Origin of the sequence: Mesorhizobium sp. ES1-6, assembly GCF_020164775.1 — a bacterium.
In the GTDB taxonomy this organism is placed as follows: Bacteria; Pseudomonadota; Alphaproteobacteria; order Rhizobiales; family Rhizobiaceae; genus Mesorhizobium.
The window spans coordinates 898,607-910,686 of record NZ_JAIUGU010000001.1 but is presented as its reverse complement, the minus strand read 5'-3'; the positions used below and the strand labels follow the sequence as shown (position 1 = coordinate 910,686).

Annotated in this window: 8 protein-coding genes; 6 read left to right on the top strand and 2 right to left on the bottom strand. The window is 63.8% G+C overall.

The genetic code is table 11. The annotated features are described in order from the left end of the window. Positions 1-7 precede the first annotated feature (7 nt). Positions 8-2,578: an FAD-dependent oxidoreductase gene (locus LB564_RS04585; protein ID WP_224535290.1), complete on the bottom strand. Its 2,571-nt coding sequence runs from the start codon at positions 2,576-2,578 to the stop codon at positions 8-10. 96 nt (positions 2,579-2,674) lie between these two features. Next, positions 2,675-4,252, bottom strand: coding sequence for a trimethylamine methyltransferase family protein (locus LB564_RS04580; protein ID WP_140701695.1), 1,578 nt, complete (start codon positions 4,250-4,252; stop codon positions 2,675-2,677). Between the two features lie 238 nt (positions 4,253-4,490). Between LB564_RS04580 and LB564_RS04575 the strand changes: the two genes are divergently transcribed. From LB564_RS04575 to LB564_RS04550, 6 genes are all read left to right on the top strand, one after another. Next, positions 4,491-5,666 (top strand): MFS transporter, encoded by a 1,176-nt coding sequence (locus LB564_RS04575; protein WP_224535288.1) that lies wholly within the window; start codon positions 4,491-4,493, stop codon positions 5,664-5,666. Between the two features lie 86 nt (positions 5,667-5,752). Further along, positions 5,753-6,916 (top strand): MFS transporter, encoded by a 1,164-nt coding sequence (locus LB564_RS04570; protein WP_224535287.1) that lies wholly within the window; start codon positions 5,753-5,755, stop codon positions 6,914-6,916. A gap of 96 nt (positions 6,917-7,012) precedes the next feature. Then, positions 7,013-9,082, top strand: a complete 2,070-nt coding sequence (locus LB564_RS04565) for a prolyl oligopeptidase family serine peptidase (RefSeq protein ID WP_224535284.1) — start codon at positions 7,013-7,015, stop codon at positions 9,080-9,082. Between the two features lie 243 nt (positions 9,083-9,325). Then, positions 9,326-10,705 carry an aspartate aminotransferase family protein gene (locus LB564_RS04560; RefSeq protein ID WP_224535282.1) on the top strand — a complete coding sequence of 460 codons (1,380 nt, stop codon included), beginning with the start codon at positions 9,326-9,328 and terminating at the stop codon, positions 10,703-10,705. A 133-nt stretch (positions 10,706-10,838) separates the two neighbouring features. Next, the gene (locus LB564_RS04555) at positions 10,839-11,039 is read left to right on the top strand and encodes a hypothetical protein (RefSeq protein ID WP_224535280.1); all 201 of its coding nucleotides are present in this window, start codon (positions 10,839-10,841) and stop codon (positions 11,037-11,039) included. 246 nt (positions 11,040-11,285) lie between these two features. After that, positions 11,286-11,930 carry a cytochrome c oxidase assembly factor Coa1 family protein gene (locus LB564_RS04550; RefSeq protein ID WP_224535278.1) on the top strand — a complete coding sequence of 215 codons (645 nt, stop codon included), beginning with the start codon at positions 11,286-11,288 and terminating at the stop codon, positions 11,928-11,930. The last annotated feature ends 150 nt before the right edge of the window (positions 11,931-12,080 follow it).

Genomic DNA, 12,080 nt, shown 5'->3' with positions numbered 1-12,080 from the left:
CTGAACCTCAGCTCCGCATCTTCTCGCCGCTCGGGTCGAAGGGCGCCTCGACATTGATGCGGGCCGGGCGCCGAGATCCAAGAATCTCGATCTCGAACAGGCCCGCGCTTTCATCCTCGGCAAGGGCGGCCGGCACATAGCCTTGCGCCATCGACTTTTGCACGTAATGCGCATAGCCGCCCGACGTCACCCAGCCGACCACGCGCCAGTCGCCCTCAACGATGCCGCGCACGGCGGACGCGCCTTCGGCGGCGTTGGAGCCACGGACTTCCTTGCCTGAAGTGTCGAAGCGCGGCGCGCCGTAGCCATGCGGCTTTTCCACCGTGCCGTAATCCTTGCTGACCTTGGCCCAGATCGGCTCATCGCCCATCACGTCGGCATCCGCCGCATCGACGATGAAGGAGACGCGGCGCAGCCTTGGTCCGTCGGCATGCTCCTTGGCGGCGGCGTCGCGGCCGATGAAATCGTTCTTCTCCAGCTTGATGAAGCGGTCCATCGAGCCCTCGAACGGGCCGTAGATCGGCCGCAGCTCGCGGAACCAGGTCGGAAAGTTCTTTTCCAGGCGCATCGACAGCAGCGCGCGCATGCCGAAATCGACGATGCCGAATTCCTCGCCGGCATCCTTGATCGCCTTATAGACCAGGCGTTCGTAGGCCGGCGCCATCCAGATTTCGTAGCCGAGGTCGCCGGTGTAGGTGATGCGGTTGACCAGGCAGGGTGCGCCGCCGACAGCCATTTCGCGGAAATCCATGAAGCGGAAGGCCTTGGTCGAGACGTCCGTATCCACGAGCTTTTGCAGCAGATCCCGCGCGCTCGGCCCGGCGATCGAGAGGCCGACCAGCGTCTGGTCGAAACGATGGATGCGCACAGATCCGTCCTTCGGCAAATGCTTTTCGAACCAGCGCATGTGGTATTTCTGTGCCGCCGACGAGCCCCAGATCATGAAGCGGTCTTCACCGGCCTTGGCGATGGTGAAGTCGCCGATCAGCTTGCCGAATTCGTTGATCATCGGCGTCAGCACGATGCGGCCGGTCTTCGGCATGCGGTTGGTCATCAGCCGGTTGAGGAAATCCTCCGCGCCCGGGCCCGACACTTCGTATTTGGCGAAGTTGGCGATTTCGGTGACGCCAACCTTTTCACGGGTAGCGCGTACTTCCTCGCCGATCGGGCCAAAGTCGTTGGAGCGGTGGAAGGAGACGATGTCTTTCGGCTCTTCGCCCTTCGGCGCGAACCAGAGTGGCGTCTCAAGACCCCAGGAGTCGCCCATCACGGCGTTGTTTGCGAGCATGGTGTCGTAGAGCGGTGTCGTCTGCGCCGGGCGTGCCGCCGGCAGTTCCTCGTTGGGGAAGCGGATCGAGAAGCGGCGCGAATAGTTTTCGCGCACCTTGGCATTGGTGTAGCGCAGGCCGGCCCACTCGCCAAAGCGGGCGACATCCATGCCCCAGACGTCGAAGCCTGGATCGCCGTGGACCATCCAATTGGAGAGAGCCAGGCCAACGCCGCCGCCCTGGCTGAAGCCGGCCATGACGGCGCAAGCGCACCAGAAATTGGTCAGGCCCTGCACCGGGCCGACCAGCGGATTGCCGTCGAGCGCGAAGGTGAAGGGGCCGTTGATGATCTGCTTGATGCCGGCCTTTTCGATGCCGGGGAAATGCTTGAAGCCGATCTCCAGCGACGGCGCGATGCGGTCGAGGTCCGGCGGCAGCAGTTCATGGCCGAAATCCCATGGCGTGTTGACCGGCGACCACGGCTTGCAGGCCTTCTCATAAGTGCCGAGCAGGATGCCGTTGCGCTCCTGGCGGGTGTAGATCTCGCCCTTGAAGTCGAGCACGCCGATCATCTCGCGGCCGGTCGACTTGTTGAACTCCTCGACTTCCGGCATCGGCTCGGTCAAGAGGTACATGTGCTCCATGGCCAGCACGGGCAGCTCGACGCCGACCATGCGGCCGATCTCGCGCGCCCACAGGCCGCCGCAGTTGACGACATGCTCGGCGTGGACCGTGCCCTGTTCGGTGACGACGTTCCAGGTGCCGTCCGGCTGCTGCGTCAGGTCGACGACGCGGTTGCGCAGCACGATCTCGGCGCCGAGTTTCTTGGCCGCTTTGGAGTAGGCAATAGTGGTGCCGGAGGGGTCGAGATGGCCCTCGACCGGATCCCACATGGCGCCGACGAAATTGGTCTCGTCCATCAGCGGGAACATCGCCTTGGCCTCGGACGGCGTGATCAGTTCGGTGTCCATGCCGAGATAGCGGCCCTTGGCGTGGGCAAGGCGCAGGAAATCCATGCGCTCCGGCGTATCGGCCATCATCACGCCGCCAGTCAGGTGCAGCGAGCAGGACTGGCCGGAAATCTCCTCGATCTCCTTGTAGAGCTGGACGGTGTAGGCCTGCAGCTTGGCGACGTTCGGATCGCCGTTCAGCGTATGGAAGCCGCCCGCCGCGTGCCAGGACGAGCCGGAAGTCAACTCGGACCGTTCGATGAGCATGATGTCCGTCCAGCCGGCCTTGGCCAGGTGATAGAGCACCGAGCAGCCGACGACGCCGCCGCCGATGACAACTGCTTTTACATGAGATTTCATGAAGATAGGTCCGTTTTTGAAGAGATTGAATCTGTTGGGTCAGTTCGCCGCGAGCGAGCCTCGACTTTGGAAGTCAAAGTTTACTGCGGCGTATGATCAAAAATCGGTAGGCGCGCCGCCTTCGGCGGTGCGCTTCTGGACGAAGGCGTTGAGCTCCTCGCGGATCGCCGGGTCCATGTAGGGCTCGTCATAGGAGGCCAGCCGTTCCTTCCAGACCTTGTTGGCCTTTTCCAGCGCCGTCGGCGAGCCGGCCTCGGCCCAGGTTTCGAAATTGCGCCAGTCCGACAGGATGGGCGAATAGAAGGCGGTCTTGTAGCGATCCTGCGTGTGCTGGGTGCCGAAGAAGTGGCCGCCGGGGCCGACCGACTGGATGGCGTCGAAGCCAAGCGCTTCATCGGAGAGGTCGAGCGGGGTCAGGAATTCGGCCACCATCTGCAACAGGTCGATGTCCAGAATGGTCTTTTCGTAGGAGCAGCGCAGGCCACCCTCGAGCCAGCCTGCGGCGTGCATCATCAAATTGCCGCCGCCCTGGATGGCGCCCCACAGCGAGAAAACGCTCTCGTAAGCGGCCTGCGCGTCGACCGTGTTGGCGGCGCAGGTGTTGGAGGTGCGGTAGGGGATGTTGTAGCGGCGGGCAAGCTGGCCGCCGACAAGCTGCGCTTTCATATATTCGGGCGTGCCGAAGGCCGGTGAACCGGACTTCATGTCGACATTGGAGGTGAAGCCACCATAGCCGACGGGAGCGCCCTTGCGCACCATCTGGGCGAACGCAATGCCCGACAGCGCCTCGGCATTCTGCTGCACCAGCGCGCCGGCGATGGTGACCGGAGCCATGGCGCCCGACAGAGTGAAGGGCGTGACGATGACGACCTGGCCCTTGCTCGACATCTGGATGATGCCTTCCATCATCGGCACGTCGAGCTTGAGCGGCGAGTTGGTGTTGATGATGGTGAAGACGGACGGTTCGGCGAGCAGCTGCTCGTGGCTGATGCCGCGCGCGATGCGAGTGATCTCGATGCCGTCGACATTACGCTCCTTGCCGAGCGAATAGATGTGGAACACCTTGTCGGTCAGCGTGGCGAGGTCGCGGATGCATTCGAGGTGGCGGACCGACGGGTGGATATCGGTCGGCTCGACAGGATAGCCGCCGGTGCAGTTCAGGATGTTGTGCATCTGGGCCAGCCGCAGGAAATTGCGATAGTCCTGCTGGTTGCCTGGCCGGCGGCCACGATCGATGTCGGAGCAATTGGGCGCCGAGGCCATCATCGAAATGATGAGATTGTCGCCGCCGAAGCGCACATTGTGCGCGGGATTGCGGGCATGAATGGTGAATTCGGACGGACAGTTCGACACCAGATCGAGGATCATGTCGCTGTCGAAGCGAACGCGCTCCGAGCCCTCGCGGACATCGGCGCCATGTGCCTTCATAATGCGGCGGGCTTCGTCGTGCAGCACGTCGACGCCGATTTCCCTCAGCACCCGCAAGGAGGCGAGGTGGATCGATTCCAGCTCGTCGTCCGAGACCAGCTTCGTCGGCTGCAGCGGGTTTTTCAGCTGGCGGAAAGCCGGCTGCTCGAACGCGGCCGAGCCACCGGCGCGCTTTCCGGCGCGACCGCCACGGCGGGCACGGTCGGGTCCCGGAGCCGGTTCTGCAGATTGTAGGGCGGCGGTCATGATGGTCCTCGTACGGTGCGATAGCGGGCGGCATAATGGACCGACGGCCCGCCGGCCATTGCGGAGGCGGCGACCACTAGGGCGAGGGAAGCGACATGCACGAACGGCAGCCGCGCGGCGGCCGCATCGTTGGCGCAAGCGGATATTCCCCGCCGGCCCTTTCATTCCCCCGATCGACCCTGTAGCTGGTCATGCTTGCCGGCCGGGAGGTCTGCCGGCACCCCACCTGGATGAAGACATGGTCGCAACCGGCTCGAGCGAAGGCGAAGCGGGAACGCAGTGGTCGGCGCTCGCCGGCGTCACCGCGGCACTTGCCATGTTCGGCGCGGCGCAAGGGCTGAGCTCGCCGCTGTTCACGCTGCTGATGCAGAAGCAAGGCATGTCGCCAGGGCTGATCGGCCTGTCGGCGGCGATGATGCCGGTCGGGCTGATCCTGTCGGCTTCCTTCGTGCCGGCGGCGGTTCGGCTGGTCGGTGCGCGAAACCTGGCGGTCGGATGCTCGCTGATCGGAGCGCTGTGCTTCCTGGGCATCGGTTATCTGCAGAACTGGGTGGCCTGGTACATCATCCGCTTCATCATCGGCATCGTCATCAACCCGCTCTATGTGCTGGGCGAAGTCTGGGCGCTGTCCCTGGCACCGCCGTCGCGGCGCGGGCGTGTCATGGGCGTCTTCAACACACTGATGGGCGCCGGCTACGCGGCGGGCCCATTTACCCTGACTTTTGTCGGCATCGACGGCTGGGCGCCTTTCAGCGTCGGCATTGGCGGCTTTGTGCTATGCGCAATCATTCTACGCCTTGTCTCCTCGAAGCTCGCCGGGTTCGAGGATGACGGCCAGCCGCCGGGAAGTTTTGTCGGGTTTGCCCGGCTGGCGCCGGCGCTGCTGCTGGCGGTGCTGGTCTCGGCCGCCGTCCAGCAAAGCACCTATGCGCTCGTCCCGGTTTTCGGCGCCGGCTACGGCCTGGCCGAGGCCGTGCTTGCCGCGCTGGTGATGGCGCTGTCGCTGGGTAACATCCTTTTGCAGATCCCGCTTGGCCTGCTCGCCGAACGCTTCGGTGGCCGATCGATGATCCTGGCCTGCGCGGTGGCGACGACCGTTTGCGCTGTTTTGCTGCCGCTGCTTATCACCACACCGCTGATCTGGGGCGTGCTTCTGGTAATGGGCGCGGTCGGCTACGGCGTCTACACGATGGCGCTGGTCGAACTCGGCAGCCGCTTCAGGGGCTCGCTGCTGGTCACCGGCAATGCGGCTTTCGCCTTGCTGTGGGGCGTTGGCGGCATTGTCGGTCCACCGGGCGCGGGCCTGTTGATGCAGGCGATCGGACCACTGGGATTGCCGACCGTGATCATTGGCCTCGACGCTCTGCTGGTCGCCTTCGCGCTCTACAGGTCGGCCAGCCGCAAAGGCTCCTGACAGGGTTTGGCTGGAGCCGAGCGTCGGTTCGGGACGCGGGGGTTACGGCCGTCGGGGCGAACCGCTAAGGCTGCGACAGCACGGGGATGATAGACTTGGTGGACACCGAAAGCGACGAGACGATGCAGTGGGCCGCGATCACCGGTGTGATCGCAACGGTGTCTGTGTTCGCTATCGCGCAGGGCCTGTCCTATCCGCTGCTGAGCTTCATCCTGCAGCGCCAGGGCGTCTCGCCGGCTGTCATCGGCCTGTCGGCGGCAATGACGCCGATCGGGTTCATCGTTTCGTCGCCAATCATTCCAGCGTTGGCGCGGCGGTTCGGGGCAGGGCGCACGGCGCTCACCTGTGCCGCACTCTCGGCTATCGTGCTGGCGTTGATCGGCTGGACGCAGAACGTCTATCTCTGGTTTCCGCTGCGCTTCCTGATCGGCGTGGTGACCAACCCGCTCTATGTCTTAAGCGAAATCTGGGTGATCGCGCTGGCGCCGCCGGCCCGGCGCGGCCGCATCATGGGCCTCTATTCGACGATCATTTCCGCCGGTTTCGCTGCCGGCCCGCTTTGTCTGTTGGCCGTCGGCACGGAAGGTTGGCCGCCATTCCTTGTCGGGATTGGCGCTTTCGTGCTCTGCGGCGTGTGCCTGGCGTCGGTTCTGCCGCGCCTGCCCAGGGTCGACGAGGCCGGGCATCAGATTTCGGTGATTGGTTTCATGCCGCTTGCCTGGCTGCTTCTGTCGGCGGTGGTCGTGGCCGCCGGCTTCGAGCAGGCGGTGCTGGCGCTGCTGCCTGTCTATGGAACGTATCATGGCATCGCGGAGGCTCGCATGTCGGCGCTGTTGTCGGTCATGATCGCCGGCAACATTGCCATGCAGGTGCCGCTTGGCCTGCTGGCCGAACGGCTGACGGCCCGCCTGGTGCGCTTCCTCTGCGTCTTGCTGACGCTGGGCGGCTGCGCGCTCCTGCCTGTGCTGATCGAAACGCCGCTGATCTGGCCCTGCGTCTTCGTCTGGGGCGCGGTGTCCTACGGCATCTACACGATGTCGATCATCGAGCTTGGCGAGCGCTTCACCGGCTCGGCGCTGGTTGCCGGCAATGCGGCATTTTCCCTGATGTGGGGCGTCGGCGGTATCCTGGTTCCACCGCTCACCGGCGGCGTGATGGACGGGATCGGCGCCGGTGGCCTACCGCTCGCGCTTGGCGCGATCTGCGTCACTTTGGCGCTGGCGACGGTCATCCGCAGACGAGTGCGGTGATGCAGGAGGCGAGTGGCAAAACACCATATCGCATCTTGAATGTCGGCGCCGCCAACGCGATGTAGGCACAGCCGCCCCAATCCTCCGGAGCCCTGCATGACCCCTTCGACGACCAAAGCCCAGCCCTCTGAAAAGGCCGGTGACCCTTTCCTGTGGCTGGAAGACAGGACAAGCAAGGAATCGCTCGACTGGGTGCATCGCCAGAACGAGGTCACGGTGGCGCAATTGCAGGGCGATCCGTCCTATCAGACGTCGTTCCAGACAGCACTCGACCTGATGACGGCCGAGGACAATATCGCGGTCGGCGCGGCAATCGCGGGGCATGTCTACAATTTCTGGCAGGACAAGACCAACGCGCTCGGCCTGTGGCGGCGCACGACGGTCGCTTCCTACAAGACCGACAAGCCCGACTGGGAAACGATCATCGACTTCGACCAACTGGCGGCGAAGGAGGGCATTAAGTGGGTGTTCGGCGGCGCTGTCAGGCTCTACCCCGATTTCAACCGCTGCCTGGTCTCGATGTCGCCCGATGGCGGTGATGCCAGCGCGATGCGCGAGTTCGACATCGCGGCCAAGTCCTTCGTCGAAGGCGGTTTTCAGGCGCCCGCCTCGAAATCGGGCTTCGGCTGGCTGGACGAGAACACAGTCATCGTCTCGGCCGCGTTCGAAGAGGCCGACAAGACAGAATCCGGATATCCGCGCGTGGTCAAGCTGTGGAAGCGTGGCACCAGGCTGGAAGAGGCAACCCCGATCTTCGAGGGAAAGACCGAGGATCTCGCGGTTGGTGCCGGGGTCGAGTTCGACGGCGAGAAGCGCCATCTGTTTCTGGCGCGGACACTCGACTTCTTCGCATCGCACAGTTTCCTGCGCCTGCCTTCGGGCGAGAACCGTCGCATCCCGCTGCCCGACGACGTCACCGACACCGCGCTCTTCAGGGATCAGCTGGTGTTCGGCGTGCGCACCCCATGGACCGCGCCCGATGGCACCGCGTGCCAGCCGGATGGACTTTACTCGCTCGATTTCGCGCATTGGATCGAAACTGGGAGTTTTGGCGCCATCGAAACTTTGCTCGCGCCGGCACATCGCGTGTCGATCGCGGGGCTCGCCAGAACGCAGGACCGCCTGTTCATCAACCTGATGGACAATGTCCGCGGCAAGGTTCTCGTCTGCGAGCGGGAGCATGGTGCCTGGTCGCTGAAACCCGTCGCGTTGCCCGAAAACGGCACTGTCGGCATCAGCCATGCCGAGCATTTCGGCTCGAGCGTGTCCTTCTCCTTCACCGATTTCCTGACGCCGAGCTCGATCATCTGGTCCGATGACGATGGTCAGACGCTTGCCACGGTGAAGTCGCAGCCGGCACGTTTCGATGCCTCGCCGCTGATCTCGGAACAGTTCGAGGCGCGCTCGAAGGACGGCACGATGATCCCTTACTTCGTCGTCAGGCGGCGGGACCAGAACGGCCCGGTACCGACGCTGCTCTACGGCTATGGCGGCTTCGAAGTGCCGCTGTTGCCCGGTTATGCCGGTGTGCGCGGCAAGCTGTGGCTGGAGAAAGGCAATGCCTATGTGCAGGCCTGCATTCGCGGCGGGGGTGAATTCGGGCCTGGCTGGCACCAGGCGGCGCTGAAAGGCAAGCGCCAGAACGGCTTCGACGACTTTGCCGCGGTGGCCGAGGATGTCGTCAGGCGCGGTATTGCGACGGCTCAATCGCTCGGCATTCAGGGCGGCTCCAATGGCGGCCTGCTGACCGGCGCATCCTTGACACAGCATCCCGAGCTTTTCGGCGCCGTCATCATCGAGGTGCCGCTGCTCGACATGCTGCGTTACACCGAATTGCCACCGGGCGCTTCGTGGATGGCCGAATATGGCGATCCGTCAAAGCCGGAAGACGCCAAATGGCTTTCGGCCTATTCGCCCTATCAACATGTCAAGGCGGATGCCGTCTATCCGCCGGTGCTCTTGACCACCTCGACCGCCGACGACCGGGTCCACCCCGGCCATGCGCGCAAGATGGCGGCCCGCCTGCAGGAGGCTGGCCATGCAAAGACGCTGTTCTTCGAGGAGACTGAAGGCGGCCATGGTGGGCGCGGCGACCGCCGGCCACAGGCGGCGCAAACGGCGATGAAGTATGTGTTTCTGCAGCGCGCGCTGAGTGGCGAAGCCTGACCTCAATTCATGAGGCCACTTGAGCAAAGGGTGGTTCACCTCGACCGGCCTTTGCTCTAAGGTACCTTCATGGCTCTCGCTAGACTATCAGCTCGTGCGTTTCGGGTCGCGGTGACACCGTCATCGCGCACGCTGCGCGCCGAGCTTTTGCGGCTATGCGCCCGCATCGGTTATTCGCCACCTGCCGTCCTCTGACGAATTCGCCCCGGCACCGCCGGAATGATTTCAGAGGAAAGATCAGACATGACCTATCAGAATTATTCGCTGAAGCAGCTTCAGCAGATCGACGCCGCGCATCACCTTCATCCGTTCACCGACCATAAGGAACTGCGCGAGGCCGGTTCGCGTGTCATCACCCATGCCAAGGGTCCGTTCATCTACGATTCCGAAGGGACGGAACTGCTGGACGGCATGGCCGGCCTGTGGTGCGTCAATATCGGCTACGGCCGTGACGAACTTGCCGAGGCCGCCTATGCCCAGATGAAGGAACTGCCTTACTACAATTCCTTCTTCAAATGCTCGACGCCGACGCCGGTGCTGTTGTCGAGGAAGCTGGCCGAGATCGCGCCGAAAAACGTCAACCAGGTGTTTTACGGCTCGTCCGGTTCGGAGGCCAACGACACCGCCTTGCGGCTCGTGCGTCACTATTGGGTGCTGGAAGGCAAGCCGGAGAAGAACCGCGTCATCTCGCGCAAGATGGCCTATCACGGCTCGACCATCGCCGGCACCTCGCTCGGCGGCATGGATGCCATGCACAAGCAGCTCAACGGCGCGGTGCCCAACATCGTCCATGTGATGATGCCCTATGCCTACGAACTGGCGCTGCCGGGCGAAAGTGACCATGATTTCGGCCTGCGCGCGGCCAAATCGGTCGAGGATGCCATCCTGGAGGCCGGCGCCGACAAGGTCGCCGCCTTCATCGGCGAGCCGGTAATGGGCGCGGGCGGCGTCAAGATACCGCCGGCAAGCTACTGGCCCGAAGTGCAGCGCATCTGCCGCAAATACGATGTGCTGTTGATGCTGGACGAGGTCATCACTGGCTATGGCCGCACAGGCGAGTGGTTCGCGGCCCAGACCTTCGGCATCGAACCGGACACCATGACCACGGCCAAGGCTCTGACATCGGGCTATCAGCCGCTGTCGGCGCTGCTGGTTGGCGATCGCATTGCCGCGACGCTGGTCGAGAAGGGCGGCGAGTTCAACCATGGCTACACCTATTCGGGGCACCCCGTGGCTTGCGCCGTGGCGTTGAAGAACCTGGAAATCATGGAGAGGGAAGGCCTGGTCGACCGCGTCAGGAACGATACTGGACCTTACTTCGCCAAGGCCTTGCAGGAGCGTATCGCCGGGCATGATCTGGTCGGCGAGGTGCGTTCGATCGGCCTGATGGGCGCGATCGAGATCGTCAAGGACAAGGCGACCAAGGAGCGCTTCCTGCCGTCGGGAAGTGCCGCGGTTGTCGTGCGCGACCACGCCATCGCCAACGGCATGATGCTGCGCGCCACCGGTGACACGATGATCCTGTCGCCGCCGCTGATCTGGACCCGCGACACGATCGACATGGCTTGCGAGCGCATCGGCAAGGCGCTCGACCTGGCGCAGGCCGACCTGCGCAAGCGATAGGAGCAATCCTCGATTGGGCGTTTCTACCAAGAAACGCCCAATCGAGGAAATATGCGTAATGAGCGGGAACGAATTTCGCCTTCGGCGCGTAGTGTAAGGGCGGCCGATCCGGCCGCGACAGGGAATTGCCCACATGAGAAAGACCGGCAAAAGCCGACGCGTGCAAGAGGCGGCCAGCCTTGGCGCGGACCTGATGCTGGCGCCGTTGGTGGTGATGATGCGCCTGCCGCTGATGGCCATGGAGGCGCGAAGCGGCGAGCCTTGGAGTGCGGAGACGGCAATGGCGGTCCGCGAGAAGACCGTCGCCATGGCCGAAGGCGCGCTTGCGGCGTAAATGTCTTTCCTGCAATCGGCATCACGTTTCTGGCCTGAGGTTCTCTCGGGTCGAACGCCGTCGCTGTTCAACGGCGTCGCGGCCGAACGGTCGATCAGCGCCGCGCTTAAGCCGGCCGGCCGCGCGGTGAGGGCAAATTTTCGCCGCCTTTCCACAAAGGGTTGAAGAGGAAGCCTCGGAACTTTTTGCGCATCGTCGAAGTCTTGCGCTAGAACCAATCGGCATTACACGCCGATGGGGAACAACATGGCCGGACAACCGCTCAACCAGCCGGCTGAAATTCCAGCCGAACTCGATCGCTGGAACTGGGGCGCCTTCTTCCTCAACTGGATCTGGGGCATAGGCAACAGCACCTTCATCGCGCTGCTGGCGCTGATCCCCGTCGTCAACCTCATCATGATCTTCGTGCTCGGCGCGCGTGGCAGCCGCTGGGCGTGGCGGAACCGGGCCTGGCGCGACGCCGAGCAGTTCCGCAAGACGCAGCGCAACTGGGCGATTGCCGGCCTTGCCGTCTGGGTGGTCAGTATCGGCGGCTGCGCGACGGTGGTCGGCAGCATCCCCTTCGTGCTCAAAGGCAGCGACGCCTACCATATGACGATGGACGCAGTGCGCGCCGATAGCCGCGTGAAGGCCGCCATCGGCGATGATGTGACCGATAATTTCTGGGTCGGGGGCAGTCTCAACGTCAATGCGAACGGCGCGGGCGATGCCCAGTTCAGCATCCCCGTCCACGGCGCCAAGGGCAAGGGCACCGTCTATTCCCATCTGGTGCGTACTGCCGGCGCCTGGAGCACGCGCCTGCTGGTGCTCCGCGTCGACGGCGTCGATGCGCCGATCGTGCTGACCAATGAAGATCACGTGCCGATCCCGGGTGCGGCGATCGGGATCTAAACGGATCGTGGACAATAAAAGGGGCCGGAAATGCAAAAACCGCGCCCCATCGGGAACGCGGCTTTGCCAGATACGCATGGCGTTTCGCTACGAAAACACTTGCGAAACTTACGGGCTCCGGTACGCGAGACCTGATCCGGAGCGCCGGGC

What these genes read in the sequence shown, in the direction of transcription:
- LB564_RS04585 (WP_224535290.1), bottom strand. Translation starts at nt 2,578, where the DNA reads ATGAAATCTCATGTAAAAGCAGTTGTCATCGGCGGCGGCGTCGTCGGC.
- LB564_RS04580 (WP_140701695.1), bottom strand. Translation starts at nt 4,252, where the DNA reads ATGACCGCCGCCCTACAATCTGCAGAACCGGCTCCGGGACCCGACCGT.
- LB564_RS04575 (WP_224535288.1), top strand. Translation starts at nt 4,491, where the DNA reads ATGGTCGCAACCGGCTCGAGCGAAGGCGAAGCGGGAACGCAGTGGTCG.
- LB564_RS04570 (WP_224535287.1), top strand. Translation starts at nt 5,753, where the DNA reads ATGATAGACTTGGTGGACACCGAAAGCGACGAGACGATGCAGTGGGCC.
- LB564_RS04565 (WP_224535284.1), top strand. Translation starts at nt 7,013, where the DNA reads ATGACCCCTTCGACGACCAAAGCCCAGCCCTCTGAAAAGGCCGGTGAC.
- LB564_RS04560 (WP_224535282.1), top strand. Translation starts at nt 9,326, where the DNA reads ATGACCTATCAGAATTATTCGCTGAAGCAGCTTCAGCAGATCGACGCC.
- LB564_RS04555 (WP_224535280.1), top strand. Translation starts at nt 10,839, where the DNA reads ATGAGAAAGACCGGCAAAAGCCGACGCGTGCAAGAGGCGGCCAGCCTT.
- LB564_RS04550 (WP_224535278.1), top strand. Translation starts at nt 11,286, where the DNA reads ATGGCCGGACAACCGCTCAACCAGCCGGCTGAAATTCCAGCCGAACTC.